At 69.5% G+C, this 15,386-nt stretch carries 13 protein-coding genes and 1 pseudogene; 12 read left to right on the top strand and 2 right to left on the bottom strand.

What is annotated here, in order from left to right; all coding sequences use genetic code 11:
* Window positions 1-21 precede the first annotated feature (21 nt).
* Window positions 22-1,020, top strand: coding sequence for an abortive infection family protein (locus ACWEJX_RS01015; RefSeq protein ID WP_451605429.1), 999 nt, complete (start codon window positions 22-24; stop codon window positions 1,018-1,020).
* Between the two features lie 106 nt (window positions 1,021-1,126).
* Complete coding sequence (locus ACWEJX_RS01010) at window positions 1,127-1,789, top strand: hypothetical protein (RefSeq protein WP_451605428.1); 663 nt, start codon at window positions 1,127-1,129, stop codon at window positions 1,787-1,789.
* A 196-nt stretch (window positions 1,790-1,985) separates the two neighbouring features.
* Here the strand turns inward: ACWEJX_RS01010 and ACWEJX_RS01005 are convergent.
* Together ACWEJX_RS01005 and ACWEJX_RS01000 are read right to left on the bottom strand one after the other, a co-directional pair.
* Window positions 1,986-3,175: pseudogene (locus ACWEJX_RS01005) on the bottom strand (dihydrofolate reductase family protein).
* Between the two features lie 23 nt (window positions 3,176-3,198).
* Window positions 3,199-4,626, bottom strand: a complete 1,428-nt coding sequence (locus ACWEJX_RS01000) for a helix-turn-helix domain-containing protein (RefSeq protein ID WP_451605427.1) — start codon at window positions 4,624-4,626, stop codon at window positions 3,199-3,201.
* Window positions 4,627-4,914: 288 nt separating this feature from the next.
* Between ACWEJX_RS01000 and ACWEJX_RS00995 the strand changes: the two genes are divergently transcribed.
* The 10 genes from ACWEJX_RS00995 to ACWEJX_RS00950 all read left to right on the top strand — a co-directional run bounded on the left by ACWEJX_RS00995 (window position 4,915) and on the right by ACWEJX_RS00950 (window position 15,362).
* Window positions 4,915-5,400, top strand: coding sequence for an ATP-binding protein (locus tag ACWEJX_RS00995; RefSeq protein WP_451605426.1), 486 nt, complete (start codon window positions 4,915-4,917; stop codon window positions 5,398-5,400).
* 22 nt (window positions 5,401-5,422) lie between these two features.
* Window positions 5,423-6,091 carry an HAD family hydrolase gene (locus tag ACWEJX_RS00990; RefSeq protein WP_451605425.1) on the top strand — a complete coding sequence of 223 codons (669 nt, stop codon included), beginning with the start codon at window positions 5,423-5,425 and terminating at the stop codon, window positions 6,089-6,091.
* Window positions 6,088-7,899: a hypothetical protein gene (locus ACWEJX_RS00985; protein ID WP_451605424.1), complete on the top strand. Its 1,812-nt coding sequence runs from the start codon at window positions 6,088-6,090 to the stop codon at window positions 7,897-7,899. The genes ACWEJX_RS00990 and ACWEJX_RS00985 overlap by 4 nt, the downstream gene beginning before the upstream one ends.
* A complete protein-coding gene (locus tag ACWEJX_RS00980; RefSeq protein WP_451605423.1) occupies window positions 7,896-8,852 on the top strand; it encodes a thymidylate synthase in 957 nt (318 codons plus the stop codon). The genes ACWEJX_RS00985 and ACWEJX_RS00980 overlap by 4 nt, the downstream gene beginning before the upstream one ends.
* A gap of 8 nt (window positions 8,853-8,860) precedes the next feature.
* Window positions 8,861-10,579 (top strand): carbamoyltransferase family protein, encoded by a 1,719-nt coding sequence (locus ACWEJX_RS00975; protein ID WP_451605422.1) that lies wholly within the window; start codon window positions 8,861-8,863, stop codon window positions 10,577-10,579.
* A gap of 80 nt (window positions 10,580-10,659) precedes the next feature.
* Window positions 10,660-11,631, top strand: a complete 972-nt coding sequence (locus tag ACWEJX_RS00970) for a glycosyltransferase family protein (protein ID WP_451605421.1) — start codon at window positions 10,660-10,662, stop codon at window positions 11,629-11,631.
* Window positions 11,632-11,727: 96 nt separating this feature from the next.
* Window positions 11,728-12,240 (top strand): topology modulation protein, encoded by a 513-nt coding sequence (locus tag ACWEJX_RS00965; RefSeq protein WP_451605420.1) that lies wholly within the window; start codon window positions 11,728-11,730, stop codon window positions 12,238-12,240.
* 31 nt (window positions 12,241-12,271) lie between these two features.
* Window positions 12,272-13,876, top strand: a complete 1,605-nt coding sequence (locus ACWEJX_RS00960) for a class I SAM-dependent methyltransferase (RefSeq protein ID WP_451605419.1) — start codon at window positions 12,272-12,274, stop codon at window positions 13,874-13,876.
* Complete coding sequence (locus tag ACWEJX_RS00955) at window positions 13,873-14,529, top strand: histidine phosphatase family protein (protein WP_451605418.1); 657 nt, start codon at window positions 13,873-13,875, stop codon at window positions 14,527-14,529. Before ACWEJX_RS00960 ends, ACWEJX_RS00955 begins: the two co-directional genes overlap by 4 nt.
* Entirely contained in the window at window positions 14,526-15,362 is an 837-nt protein-coding gene (locus tag ACWEJX_RS00950; RefSeq protein WP_451605417.1) for a phosphotransferase, read from the top strand. Before ACWEJX_RS00955 ends, ACWEJX_RS00950 begins: the two co-directional genes overlap by 4 nt.
* Window positions 15,363-15,386 lie beyond the last annotated feature (24 nt).

Below are 15,386 nucleotides of genomic sequence, written 5' to 3'. Positions count from 1 at the left end.
CGGGCGCGCGAGAATCGCGAAGTGATCAGGAATCTGCTGCAAGAGCCACTGCCCCGTGCGCAAGGGATCCAGGACGACCAGGGGGAAGCGGTTGGCGACGCTTACCGTCGCTTGTCTGCCGCCGCCGCGGCCGACGATCGTCCCTTGATCGTCGGATCGGCGAAGGAACTGGTCGAGAGCGTCGCCCGGGTAGCGCTCGTTTCCTACGGCCGTGTCGTAGCTGATGGCGACGACTACACGAAGGTGCAGGCGGCGGCGCACAAGGTCATCGAGCATGTCATCGGGCCGGCGGTTCCTGGAAACCACCCCCTGCGCCAGATACCCGAGTACGCCAGGAAGATGGCGGCTCAGCTGCGCGAGCTGCGCAATGCCTACGGAACGGGCCATGGTCGCGCCGTCGTCCACAACATCACGGACGAAGTGGTCGACACATCGGTCCACGCGGCACTCCTGTGGGTGCGCTGGGCCATGGCCCGGCTCAAGAGTGTGCTCCTCGGTACGGTTGCCCCTCTGGTGAATGACCTGCAGAACGGCTCCGTTTTTTACAGTGGTGACCTTGCGGTCCGCCTGGAGGCGGCCAACATCCCAGGGCTCGAGCAACCGGAACAACATCGTCTTGGCGTCGCTGTCGGACAACAGGCGGTCAATGAGACCTTCACCGTCCGCATTGACGGCATTCGCGCCTGCGCGCTTCACCCCGACAGGTGGCCGGACTCCTACCGGGAGGGAGTGGTGCATGGGTTGTTCATCAACGCGGATGGCCAAGCCCACGCGTACGCTCCTGCCAGTGCTGACTGCGCAGCCGAGCTTCTCCAGCACCACTCCGCGCCCGCTCGCGTCCTCGCTGATCTTTCCACCGTGCTGGCGGCAGCCTCCTGGTCGCTGATGTTCCAGCAGAGTCACGCAGAGATCATCGATGCCGTGAAGACCGCGTCGGCCAAAATGCCGAACGAGGCGACAGAGATCTGGTCCGAGATCATCGCGGACCTCGAGTCCCGCGCGCCCCACGGCGAACGCTGAGACGAGGCGTGGCCCGGCCCGACCGACCACGACCCTTCACCTCTCCATGGAACACGCCCACCAGTGGCATCGGCACCGGTCGCCTACGTTTGAACAGGAGCCCTGTGTGATCAACGAAACAGACGGCCCCGGCCCGTCCATCGACGCGAAACCGACGCGCTATGGCGACACCACATTCCGGTCCCGGCTCGAAGCCGACTGGGCCGCGACCCTCGACGGCAACGACATCGCATGGCAGTACGAGCCTGAGACCATCGCCCTGGACTCCGGCGCTCTCTACCTCCCGGACTTCTGGCTTCCCGAGCTCGGCACATGGATCGAGGTCAAGGGTCCGGGTATACCGCGTACAGAGAAGACCAAGGAGCTGGCCCGTACTCGCGCTTGCCAATGCGAGGGCACCTGCGGTTGCCGGTGGCCCGGCGGCGAGTTCGTCCTCATCGGCAGGCCGGCTCTGCCTACTGAGTGGAATGAGAGCGGCCACCGGCCACGATGGGGTTACGCGAACTGGGAAACTCCCTTCGGACCATCGACGTACTTCGTGAACTGCCCGGCGTGCACCCGGGCACAGTGGACCACTCTCCGGCGGCCTTGGCGCTGCCGCGCCTGCCGCACCACGCTCGAAAAGGAACAGCTGTACAGGCCTGCCGACCGGTTCGTCAGGTTCGTCGAGAGCACGGGCGCCGGGCTCTTCGCCATGCCCGACCTCGGCGGCCCGTTCACCAATGCGGAGCTGGGTCTCGTCCAGGAACGCGACGAGGACATCCCATAGGCAGGCTTCTCGCGAGCGTTACCCGTAGGAAGTCGCCGCCGACGCTCGACGATGGCTCTGGCCTCGCGACGGCCCGCACTTCGCCGGCCACCGCTGTAATCCCGCCGGTCATGAGGCTCGCACAGAGCTCACCGCGCGCGCGTCCAGCCACGCACCGGAGCGCGGCCAGTCGGGCGCCACGTTTCATGGCCGTTCTTCAGAGCAGGTGCTGGTTGGGCGCCTGGGCGGATTCGGCGAGTTCCGGAAGCTCCAAGACAGTGATGCCGGCATCCTCGAGGAGCTCAGTGCCGTCGGCGCCGAGCACGAACGTATCGGGCTCCCGCCAAGCGGTGACGACGCGACGGATCCCGGCGTAGCGGATGAGCCGGGCACACGGCTGGGGCCGAGAGGCCCTCTTGGCGCAGGGTTCGAGGGAGCTGTAGATCGTGGCGTTGCCCAGCCGCGGGTCGCCGGCCGGGAGCTTGGCGAGCGCGGCCTCCTCGGCGTGGTCGAGCGGGTCGTGCTCGCGAGAGTAGCCGCGGGCGAGCTCGGTGCCGTCGGCGGCAACGATAACCGCGCCGACGGAAAACGCGGTCGTCGAGGGCGGGCACAGGGTGGCGAGCTGGCAGGCGAGCGCGAGCCACGCCCGGTCAGCGGCGTTGGGCTCGCGGTCGGCGCCTGGCGCGCTCGCAGGGGGAGGGATGGTGCTCATCGGGGCTCCGTCGAGATGTCCTTGGGGGCGTAACGCAGGAGTACCACATCGCCGATCTGCCGGGTCTCCAGGAGTCGAAGGCGGCTAGTGGGGCCTCCGAGGTAGTGGGCGGGGCCGAGCATGCGGACGGCGTCGGGCTGGCCGACGAGGAGCGGGGCGATGACGAGGTGGAGCTCGTCGGCGAGTGCTTGCTCGAGGAGTTGGGTGTGGATGGTGCCGCCGCCCTCGACCATGAGGCGGTGGATCCCGTGGGCCCCACCGAGTACGTCCAACGCGACGGGCCAGGTGTGCTCGGTGGGGACGACGACGATCTCGGCCAGGTCACCGAGCGCCGCCCGCGCCTTCCTACCGGCTTCCTGGCCGACGGCGAGTACGAGCTTCTCTCCTCCGTGATGCCAGAACCTCCAGTTCGGGTCCAGGTCCCCGGTGCCGGTGATCGTGACCTTCAACGGGTACTCCGGCCGGCCGGCGGCGACCCGGGCCGCGCGGCGCTCCTCGGAGTTCACGAGGAGGCGGGGGTTGTCGGCGCGGAGGGTGCCGGCGCCGACGAGGATCGCGTCAACGGAGGCGCGGACGGAGTCGACGCGGTCGAAGTCCTCCTTGTTGGACAGCATGAGCCGGTCTTCACCGGGGCGGGTGTCGAGGAAGCCGTCGATGGAGACCGCAGCGGACAGAAGAACGTAAGGGCGAGACACGGAGAACTCCAAGGGTGAGCAGATCAAGCAGGGTGTAGCACGATGCGGTCGAGCGCGGCCCGGAACTCGGCAACGCCTTCGTCACCCGCCGCAGGGGCAAGCGCCAGGTCCAGCCGACCCAGCTGGCCGATGATCCGGGCGGACCCGGTCTCGGCCGCGATCCCAACAGCCTGCGTACCGATCCTGGCTGCCAGCGTCATGTTCCCGGTGCCCGCGTGGGCACGCGCTGCCCGGGCCAGGTAGACCCCTCGGTCGCGCCGATACATCGCCGGCAGCGCCGCGATCGCGCTGTCGAAGCCGACGGCGGCCCGCTCGTAGTCCCCGAGTGCGGCAAGGGAACGGGCACGGGCAGTCCTGATGTACGCCTCATCGAGCCACGAGCCCCAGACTCCGTCGACGTCCGCACGGCCCAGCAGGGTGAGGGCGGTCTCGTATGCGCGATGGGCTTCGGTGCCTTCGCCGAGTATCGCGTGCGCGTGCGCCTCGTGGAGGACGGCGATGACTTCGAGCCGGCTGCCCGGCCGGGCTGTGCGCCGGGCGGCAGCGGCGAGGCCCAGGCCGTCGGCGGGATGGCCGGTATCAACAGCGAGCTGGGCCTTGCGAGCGAGGATGTACGTGGTGAGATCGGTGTCGCCGGTGATATGGGAGGCGTCGAGCGCCTTCGCCGTATGGCCGTATGCGGCGCGATCGTCACCGATGTCCTGGGCGAACCAGCCGGCCAGCTCCTCGTACCGCGTCTCCAGGGCCAGAAGGTCGGCCGCGTCAGCACCGCGGGCTGCCCGACGCCGCGCGGCAAGCGCGACAAGCTGCTGCTCCAGCGCGGGCAGCACGTGCCGGGGGCCCATGAGGTTGTCGGCTTGGATCATCACACGGCGAAGGCGTGCGAAGTGCTCGACGGGGGATCCCATGTCGGCGACCTCGGTCGCGGTCGCCACTGTCGGGCCCGGGAGCGCGGTAGCTGCAAGGCCGGCGAGCCCGGAGGCGAGAACGACACGACGAGGAACGGGCACGAAGAGGATCCTTCCGTGGATTCGGGCAGGGACGACGACCGTGTCCGTGTCGTCGTCGACTGAGCCTGCCTGCCCGAACGCCCCGAAGGCCAGGACCTCTGGGGCGCTGGCTCCATGACTCCACGCATTGGCCCCATGGACCTGTGTCACGGTTCTGGACACGGAGGCGGGATGCACCTGGGGCTGTGCCCCCTCGGCCCAGTCCCAGAGGCGAACCAACGCCCCGGCAGCGTCGAGGGCCTCGTCGAGCGCAACTGCGGCTTGGCGGGGGACGGGGCGTTCGGCACGCTCGAACCGCCCCAGATGGGAGCGGTCGATCAGGGCCTTGCGGGCAAGTGCCTGCTGCGACAGGCCGCGAGCTTCCCGGAACTGGCGTAATTCGTAGCCCCATCGGTGCCACGGGCTGGCGTCCGGCGTCAGCTCACTCGGCTGCTGCCCCATGCCTCCCCCTCGTGAACTCCTGCCCGCCTTGCGGGTGCTTTCGACGGCTCCGCCTGCAGCTGGATGGGGCCAGAGGGGCCAGCGCACGGGGCTCCATGCGAAGTCTCCCGGCGAGGCTGCCCGGCCGTTTTCATCGTCGGTACGAGCTGATCACACCGTATCCGAACGACGCATGCCGAGGCCCTCATTCGCTCATTGCGGAGAAGCGGGCGGCCGGTTCGCGCGCTGCGACGCGACAACCGGGCGCTTCCCCTCAAGGGCTGAGGTACGACCCGTGAGAAGGCGATCATGGAACGAATCGGAAGTCTGGGCAGCGTGATCGACGCCCTCGAGCATCGGACGAGTCTCACACTGCCCGCGGATGAGCTGGCGCCGAGTCGCGCCCGCTCCTTCACTCGCGCGGCCCTGATTGCCTGGGGAGTCGAAGACCTCCTGGACGAAACCGTGCTGATCGTCAGCGAGCTCACGACAAACGCCGAGCAGCACGGTCGCCTGCCTGCCGAACCTGACAACTGGCCGAGTGCGGCGGACAGGAACGTTGACGAGATCACGCTGACGCTCGCCTTTCAGGCTGACGTCGTGGGGATCGAGGTGGAGGACAACTCCCCGGAGCCCCCCGTCCCGCGGATCGCCTCCCTCTACTCGACCGGCGGACGTGGCCTGCTCCTCGTATCCGCCCTGGCTGACGTCTGGACCGCCTGTCCCAAGAAGGACGGCAGCGGCAAGCGGGTGCTCGCCTTCGTGAAGCGCCCCGAGAGCTCCATCGCCCCCTGATCCACTCCACCGGAGATACCTCATGTCCACCCTGCTCCCGCCCTCGCCCTTGCCTCTGAAGGCGCTGCTGCTCGACCTCGACGGCGTGCTCCTCGACACCCGCCCGGTGATGGAGTGCGCATGGCAGCAAGTCCTGAACGAGCACGGTCTCGACGTACCGTTCGAGGAGTACGAGCGCCACCTCGGCCGACCGTTCGGCGACATCATGGAGCGTCTCGGGTTCGCCGAGTCCGAGCGGCTTCACCGTACGTATGACGCGGCGTCGATCGCGGCGGCCTACCGTGCGCGCGAGTTCGACGGTATCGCGGAGGTTCTTCACGCCTTCGTCGCCGCCGGCTGGCTCCTCGGCATCGTCACGTCCAAGCCCCTTGACCGGGCCACCCCCCTCTTGGCCCGCCTCGGCTGCCCGTTCTCCACGGTGCGTACGCCGAACGGTGGTGGGCGCGGCAAGCCCTCGCCGGACCCGGTTCTCCTCGCCTTGATCGACCTGGGTGTCGACCCCGCCGACGCCGCGTACGTGGGCGACATGGCGGTCGACCAGGAAGCCGCCCGCCGCGCCGGAGTTCCGTACGTCCACGCGGCCTGGGGGTACGGCTGCCCGGGTGCCCCCTCCCCCGTGGTTGCCGAGTCCCCGAAGGACCTGCTGAGGCTCCTTTCCCCGGGCCCCTTCCTCGAAGGGGGTCTGTTGTGACCACGCCCTCTCGCCATGTCCATGGTCTGGCGCGGGCCGACATCGACGGACAGCCCGCGTGGGCACTGGTCGGTGAAGCCTCGTTCGCGACTCTGGCATCCGACGGGATCACCACGAGCGAGCTGGAGACTCTGCCCCTGGACACCCAGGAGCACGAAGCCCTGGTCGAGCGTGTCCTGGACGCACTCCAGTGGTACGGGGCCTATCTCAGGACGACGCCGGGCGGGGCCGGGTGGCTGTACGTGCAGCACGTACCGGTCCGGCGCCTGGTGGCTCACGTCGTACGCAAGCTGATGGCCCTCAGCGCCTGGGAGCCGTTCAGGAAGGCGCCCGGCCCGCTGAAGATCGCTCCGCACGAGGGACTCGTCGGGCTGCGCGAGAGCAGTTCCCGGGAGTACCGCGCCTACACCGTCACGTGGTCCGGCATCGCGTATCTACTCGGGGCAACCGCGTTGTACAACCCGTTCCGTACGGCGCAGCTGCACGACCTGCAGCCGTCGCGCGTCAAAGCCGCGGTGCCGAGCCCTTCCCCGTCGGCGCTGCCGCGCACCGGCGTCGTCGCGCTCTCGTGGTCTTCCCGCCATGCGGCCACTCTGCTGCCGGTACTCGAAGACCTGGCAGGTGGTGGCCGGACGAGTCTCCTCGTCGATCTCGCCACGGACCCGGCGCAATGCTGCGACACCCCAGCCGTCGAGGGCATTCGGCTCGTTACGCCTCCCGCTGGCCTCTTCGCTCTGTCCGGAGCCGTGGGGCGCCTGCAGCTGTGGGACGACGAGCACGTCGTCCAGGTGAAGGAACACGTCGTCCGGCTCTCGCGTCTGGTCCGTCTCCTGGCCGTGCTGCTGGAGACAAGCGGGGGATGTACCCAGCCGTCGTGGCGCTCCGTGGTCCGTCTGGAGACGTGGCTGAGCGGTGTCATGCAGGCATCTCGCCCACACACGCTGCTCGTAAGCAACGACACCAGCCCCGTCGGCGCACTCGCCGTCCACCTGGCCGACCTCAAAGACGTGAACACGGTCCACGTACAACACGGGGCCTGGACTGCGGAGTCGGTCGCGTGGCCCGCGCTGCACAGCCGGGACATCGTCGTCATGGGCGATCGCGATGCCCCGCTCGCCAAGGCGTGGGCGCGGCACCCGGACGCCGAGGTCCACGTGCTGGGGCAGCCCCGCTTCGACGTCCTCGCCGGCTTCGGGCGAGAAGCCCAAAGGCAGTACCTCGAGAAGCTGCTGGTCCCCGGATCCGGGCGGAGCCCCGACCGGATCATGGTCTGGGCCTGCCAGCCCTTCGGTCCCGACCGGCTCAAAGCCCACGCCGACCTCCTCCTGGACGGGATGTGGAAGGCCGAGGGCGAATGGGGACTGGTCATTGCCCCGCACCCGGCGCAGAGCCCGGATGTCTTCGCCTCGCTCATGCCGCGGGACGGAAGGCCGCTCGTGGCCCTCGCCGATCCACAGGTAGGTGCCCGGGGTTGTCTCGCCGGCGCCGACGTCGTGGCAAGCGCCTATTCGACGTGCGGCATCGAAGCTGCCCTCTTGGGCGTGCCTGTCCTGGAGATCGGCACCGCCGACGATCGCACGCTCGGGCTCACGGCCCACGGCCTCGCGCGACGCTGCAGCACGGCTGAGGACGTCGCCAACGGGCTGTCCGCACTCCTCAATCCGCTTACGGCCGCCGAGCCCGCGTCGACTGACGCGGTGTGCCGCTGGGGCGGCGACAGCGCCGCTCTCGTCGCGCGACTCATCGTCCGTCGCGCGTCCGGAAATCAGCTCGACCACGTCCACAACGAAGGAGTTTCCGCCCTATGACATCCCTGACCGCCGACAGCATCGCCGAACTCTTCGTCGGTGCCGTCACCCTGGCCAAGTCTGGTGAGAGCGTGAGCCCGCGTGGCATGGCCACTCGTGAGGTCCTCGACGTTCGCATGCGGCTGACCCGGCCGCGGGCCCGCCTGCTGTACGCGCCGCCGGCCAGGATCCTGAACCCCGCGTTCGCAGTGGCCGAGACCGTCTGGATCCTCTCCGGCTCCGACGAGCCCTGGATCTTCGACTACAACACAAAGCTCCGACAGTACGCGGACGACGGGGTCCTGCGCGGCGCCTACGGACCGCGGATGCGGAAGTGGGCGGGCACGGTGGACCAGCTGGCCCGCGTCGTGGAGATCCTCAAGCAGGACCCGGATTCCCGCCGGGCCCTGATCCAGCTCTACGACCCGGCCCGGGACGCGGCGGGGCACAAGGACGTGCCCTGCACGCTGGGCTTCCGCTTCTACCTGCGTGACGGCCGCCTGCACATGTCGACGACGATGCGCGGCCAGGACGTGTGGATCGGCATGCCGTACGACCTGTTCTTCTACACGGTCCTGCACGAGCTGGTGGCCGGGTGGATCGGCGCCGAGCTGGGCGACTTCCACCACCACGTCGGGTCGCTGCACATCTACGAGAACCACCTCGACCAAGCGGAGGAGTTGACCTCGATCGTCGCGAGCCCCGACATGCCGGACCTCACCACGTCCTGGGAGGGGTTCGACAACCTCCTCCATCAGGTCAGGGGGCGGGACGTGACCGGGCACGCCGGGTGGGACACCATGTCCGAGACCCTGCGCAGCTACCAGCTCTGGAAGGGCGACCAGCGGGAGCAGGCGACTGACCTGGCCGGCAAGATCGATGGACCGCTCGGCCAGGCCATGACCGCCTGGTACGACGAGCTGAACCGTCGCTCCACGACCTCGTCCGTGCGCACCTCTGCCGGTGCGCGGTGACGGCGGCCGTGGACCAGGCGCCCTCGGTCATTCTCGGCCTGTGCTCGTACACCCACGACTCCGCCGCCGCGCTGCTCGTCGACGGGCAGCTCATCGGCTTCGTCGAGGAGGAGCGGCTGTCCCAGAAGAAGCACACCAAGGACTACCCGCGCCACGCCGTCGAGTGGCTGCTCGGCGAGGCCGGGCTGTCCGCCACCGACATCGACGCCGTGGCCTACAACTTCCAACCCGCCCGCTACCTGGTCGAATCCCCGGCCGCGCTGCGTCTGGGGCTCTCACCGAACACGCGTGACCGGGCGGTGCCGCGAGCCCGGGGCTTCGCCAAGGTGGCGATGCGCACCCAGATCCGTGTCCGCGACATCAGCCGACGGTTCCCCGCCGCACGCGTCTCCCCCGTCCTGCACCACCGGGCCCACCAGCTGGCCGCCTTCGCCGCCTCCGGGTGGAACGAGTCCGCTGTACTCGTCGTCGACAGCCTCGGCGAGCGGCAGACCACGACCATCGCCCGCGGCCACGACGCGCTCCGTCCACGCACCCGCACCCTGGAGGCGATCAACGATCCCGCCTCCCTCGGGTACGTGTACGGCGCGGTCACCGAGCACCTCGGGTGGCGCCGCGGTGACGAGGAAGGCACCGTGATGGCGCTCGCCGCGCTCGGCGACCCCGCGCGATTCCGGAAACTCTTCACCCGGGCCATCCGCGTCACCCCCACCGGCTTCGCCATCGACCCGCTCTACTTTCCCCCGCGTGTGCTGACTTCGGGCTACCCGAGGACCACCCGGCGCTTCATCGAAGAGACCTGCCCCGAACGCCACCCCAGCGAACCGCTGCGCGACGTGCACCGGGACCTGGCCGCGGCCCTCCAGGAGCGCACCGAGCAGGTGATGCTGCACCTGGCCCGCCGAGCGCGGACCGTCACCGGCTCCCGCCGCCTGTGCGTCGGAGGCGGCGTCGCCACGAACTGCGTGAGCATCGGCCGCATCATCGAGGCCGGCGTGTTCGACGAGGTCTTCGTGCCGCCCGCCCCGGGCGACGCCGGCACCGCGATCGGCGCGGCCATCGCCGTACACCACGATGGCCACGCCCGACAGCCCGTATCCGACGTCACCCGGGCCTGCTACCTCGGCCCGTCCTTCGAGGGAACCGCCCTCGACCTCACACCGTGGCCCGGCCTCCAGGAGAAGGCGCTGGGCGGCCAAGCCGCCGAGTTCCTCGCCGAACAGCTCGCCAACGGTCTGATCGTCGGGCTCTTCCAAGGACGGGTCGAGGCCGGCCCCCGCGCCCTGGGCAACCGCTCGATCCTCGCCTCCCCGAGGGAGCCGGGCGTCATCGAGCGGCTGAACGCCACGGTGAAGTTCCGGGAGTCGTTCCGTCCCTTCGCCCCCATGGTGCTGGCCGAGCGCGCCGCGGAGTTCTTCACCCTCAACCAGGAGGCGCCGTACATGTCGATGGCGTCCGGGGTCACCGGCAAGGCGCGCGAGCTGGTGCCGGCCATCGTGCACGCGAACGGAACCTCCCGCCTGCAGACCGTCACGCGCTCGCAGAACCCGTTCATGCACGAGGTCCTCAGCGCCTTTGCCCGGCGCACGGGCGTGCCGGTGCTGATCAACACCTCGCTGAACGTGAAGGGGAAGCCGATCTGCGGGACACCGGAGATGGCGATCGATTGCCTGGCCAACTCGGGGCTGGACGCCCTGCTGCTGGAAGGGCGGTGGATCACCAAGTGAGGATCGGGTACAGCTTCTGGGGTTTCCTTGGCAGCGGGATCACGGACACACCGGACGGGGGGCGCAGCCACCGCCGCCCCTTGATCGACGCTCTCATCGACCGCGGCCACGAGATCGTCTGCTTGCAGGCCAACCGCGACCTGATCGAGGCCGGCGACGACCTGGACAACGCCTACACCTTCGACAGCGGCAGCCCGGACATCGACGCTCTGTTCCTGGAGTGGCGCTGGGCGATCGAGGGACGCAACACGACCCCGTGCGGTGCCGAAGGCCACACCTGCGACCTGCATCGCCAGGCCGAACTGGTCACCCGGTACACCGTGCGCAGGAAGACGCCGACCGTGATCTGGGACAAGGACCGCAAGCTCCGGACGGAGAGCGTATGGCGGCGCGTTCCCCAAGCCACCGTCTGCGAGGCCGCCCTCGAACCGACGCCTGGGGCTCACCGCCTGCTCTTCCCCGCCGACGACCGCCTGCTCGCCGGGGCGGACCCGGTCGCGCTCGCCAAGAGGCCCCGTGACCTAGTCCTCGGGTACGTCGGCAACCAGTACGACCGCGACGAGCACTTCGACCGCTTCTTCGCGCCGGCCGCCGCGCGCTTCGATCACCTGGTCGGAGGCAAGTGGACCAGGACCGGCCGTTGGCCCCACGTCCGGTTCCTCGGCAGGCTCCCCTTCGAGGCGGTCCACGGTGTGTACGGCAGGTCGCTGGCGACCGTGCTCATGTTGCCGGAGCGGTACGCCGCCGTCGGGCAGATGACGCAGCGGATCTTCGAGGCCGTGCTCGCTGGCTGCCTCCCGCTCGCCCCTGCCGACATCGTGCACGCCGACCGCTTCGTACCCGAGGAGCTGATCGTCCGCTCTGGCGGCGAGGTGATCGAGCGGCTGAGCCACCTCCAGCGGATCGCCGGCACCCAGCAGCACGCGGACCTGATCGCGGCCTGCCTGGACCGCCTGGACCTGTTCCGCCTGAGCCGACAGGTCGACGCGCTGGAAGCGGTCCTGGACACGGCCGTCGAGCCCGTCGTCGCGCTGGAACGCGGAGCGGCCTGATGCAGCTGAGCAGCCAGGCCACCTCGTCTGGATCATCCGAACGTGCCCAGGCGGCCGGTCCGACCGGGCACCCAAGCACCTCTACGCTGGAGCACCATGAAGAAGGTCGCCATCGTCGGCTGCGGAGGCAGCGGCAAGTCGTACCTGGCACGCGAGCTGGGCAGGATCCTCGACGCCCCGGTGACGCACCTGGACGCCGCGTTCTACGACGACGAGTGGAACGAGCTGCCCATGGAGGAGTTCGCCGACCTGCAGCGGGAGCTGGTCGCCCAGCCGAGGTGGGTGATCGACGGGAACTACAACTCCACGTTGCAGATCCGGCTCGAAGCCTGCGACACCGTGGTCCTGATGGACGTCTCGACCGTGGCCGCACTGTACGGGATGTTCTCCCGGCAGATCCGGCACGGGGCCGGGCACAAGGGCAACGGCGTGCACAACCGCATCCACTGGGGCGTGATCAAGTACGTGGCGACGTACCGCCGCAAGATGCGCCCGCGGGTCATGGCCAAGATCGGCGAGTTCGCCTCTGGCCGTGCCGACGTGGTGCTGCTGTCCAGCCGGCGGCAGACGCGCCGCTGGCTGCGAAAGGTCGCCGCCGAGCACCGCTGAGCCTGCCGCTCCCCCAAGGGGAGCGTGCGGCATGAGCGGCATCAACCCCTTCCTGGACCCCACGCGGCAGGCGGAGCTGTACGGCCACGCCTCTCGGCTGGCCGGCCGGTCCAGCGCGCTGATGCGGGCGAAGACCTCCGGGCGCCCTGTACCGGACACGATCGTCGGGCTGGTGCGCGACCACCACGAGCGACCGGATCGCCTCGGCCTGGTCCTGGACCTCGGCTGCGGTCGCGGAATGAGCAGCCTGACCCTCGCCAAGGAACTCCGTCCCCGGCGCGTTATCGGCCTCGACGCCGCGTCGGCCCTGCTTGAGCAAGCTCGCCTGCGAGCCCGGCAACTGCGCGGCCTCTCGGTGATCTTCCGCCAGGGCGACTTCCACCGTCTCCCCGTGTCCGCCGGGTCATGTGATGTCGTCGTCGCGGCGTTCTGCCTGTATCACTCGCCGCGCCCGCAGTCAGCGGTCGCGGAGATCGGCCGGGCGCTCGCTCCCGGCGGTCTGGCCGTGTTCGTCACGAAGGGCCTCGACAGCTACCGGGAGATGGACCAGCTGGTCGCTGCCGCCGGCCTCGACCCGCGGGCCGAGCAGCACGAGAGCCTGTACGTCTCGGCGCACAGCGGCAACCTCGCCGACCTGGCCGCCGTGTCACTCGACGTACTCGCCGTGGAGCACGAAGAGCACAGCTTCATCTTCGACGGCCACGACCACGTCGCCGAGTACCTCGCCACCAACCCGAAGTACGACCTCGCCCCAGGCCTCTACGGCAAACGCGGACGCGCTCGCGGCGACCCTGCACGAGCTCCTGCCGGACCGGCCCATCACCACCACGTCCCTCGTCACCTTCGTGCTCGCCCAGTCACGGGGAGGACGGAAATGAGGCCCCGGTATTTCACCAAGCGCTACGAGGCTCCTGGCCTGGTGGCCGCGGCAGCCCGCCATCACGCCTGGCTCGCCGAGCACGCACGTCCGCTGCGGCTGCCGACGCTGACGGTTGTCGGGCCGACGAGTCTTACGTACGAGTGGGTCGACGGCCGCCCCGCCCGGCCCGAGGATCTGCTGGCCCTGGCCACGCTGCTGGGCGACGCCCACGGAGCCGCCTGGACCACCGACCTCCGACCGTCCTCCCTGAACACGCCGCACCGATTCCGGGACGGCATCGCCTTCGGCGACTACCTCGGTCCCCGGCAGACCGCCCTGCGAAGACGACTGGAGCAGGGATACCTGCCGGACCGGGGCGCCCTCCACGCGATGCTGACCCTGCTGGAGAAGACCGCCGAGGGGCCGACCGCCTTCTACAAGGACAGCAACCCACGGAACTTCATCCTCACCGAGGCCCTCGACGTCTACACGGTCGACACCGACGACCTCACGCTGGCGCCGATGGGGTACGACCTGGCGAAGCTGATCGCGACGCTTGCCCTGACGTACGGGCCTCTGCCTACCCCAGCCATCGACTCCGCCCTACGCGCCTACAACGAGGCAGCCGAGCGCCACGACCCCCGACTCGCCACCACAGATCGCGACCGGCTCGACGACTTCCTCTCCCTGCACGCCGTCCTGACCGCTCCGTACGCCGGGCGCAACGGCTACCGCTACAGCTGGCCGCACCGACCCCGCCCTCGAGGATCCACATGATCACCACCGAACTCGTCTTCGTCCGCCACGGCGAAGCCCAGTGCAACATCGACGGACTGGTCGGCGGCCCACGCACTTGCACCGGGCTGACCAACCGCGGATACGCCCAGGTTGAACGGCTCGCGTTCCGACTGGCCGCCGAGCACCGCGACAAGCCCTTCGACGCGCTGTACGCCGGCCCGCGCATCCGCCTGCGCCAGACCGCCGAGATCATCAGCCAGGCCCTCCGAATCCGCATGTCCACCGACGGCCGCCTCGAGGGCCCCGTCCACGGCGCCGCCGACGGTCTGCCCTGGGCCGAAGTGAAGACCGCCGCCGACGGAGGGCCGCACGCTCATCCCGACAAGCCCTGGGCCACCGGATCCGACACCTGGAACGGATACCTGGAGCGGGCTGGCCGCTTCCTGCACGAGCTCATCGACCGGCACGAAGGCGAGCGCGTTCTGTTCGCCGCGCACGGCGAGACCGTGATCGCCGCGCACACCCAGCTCCTGGGGATCCCTCCCGGCTCTTCGGCCGGATTCACGGTCTCCCACGGCTCCATCACTCGCTGGCAGCGCCACCTCAACCGCCTCGGGCAGAGAAGGTGGATGCTCGACCGCCACAACGACACCGAGCACCTGGTCGCCTTATCGCAGGAGGCCGCCTCGTGATCACGATCTACGACGACCCGCGCCTGAAACTGGCCCGAGGCGCGCTCGGAGCGGTCCGTGTCGTGCACGATCCGGCTCTCCCGCCCCGCGTCCTGCGCCTGGTCAACGCCGACGGCAACGAGTTCTTCGCCAAGCAGCACAGCGAACGCGACCGGTACGCCCGCGAGCTGCACGCCTATCTCGCCTGGGGGACCCACCTGATCGGCCACGTCCCCCACGTGGTCGGCCGACAGGACGCAACATGCACCCTGCTTCTCACCGCTGTCCCCGGCGTACGGGCGGACACGGTCACACCGGGGTCCCCCGAGGAGGAGCAGGCCCACTACGAGGCCGGACGCGTGCTGGGCAAGCTGCACCACTCCAGTGCGGTGCCGCGTACCGGCGCCGTCGGCACGGAACTCGCCCAACGGCTGCGCGACTGGATCGCCCGCGCAGACCGGGCCGGCCTCATCTCCAAGGTCGAACGCGACCGCCTGAACCACAACGCGGACGTCCTGGCGAACACGCTCATGGACAGCGCCGTATGCCACCTCGACTACCAGCCGCGGAACTGGCTCCTCGGCGACGCCTTCGGGCTGTGCGACTTCGAGCACATGCGGCGCGACGCCCGCATCCGCGACTTCGCCCGGCTCGAGTTCCGCCGATGGCAGGCCGTCCCGAACCTCCGAACGGCGTTCTTCGCCGGATACGGACAGCCGCTGAACGACACCGAGCAGCGGCTGTTGGAGTCCTTCGGCGCGATCGAAGCCGTCACCGCCCTGGTGCGTGGACACGAGCAGGACGACCTCGCCCTCAAGACCCACGGCCGCACCGTGCTGGCCCGCCTCACCTAAGCCGCCTCCTCCCCCGATTCATGG

It is taken from the genome of Streptomyces sp. NPDC004788 (genome assembly GCF_053601115.1).
The sequence above is the reverse complement of the archived record's forward strand: the minus strand, read 5'-3'. Positions and strand labels throughout refer to the sequence as shown.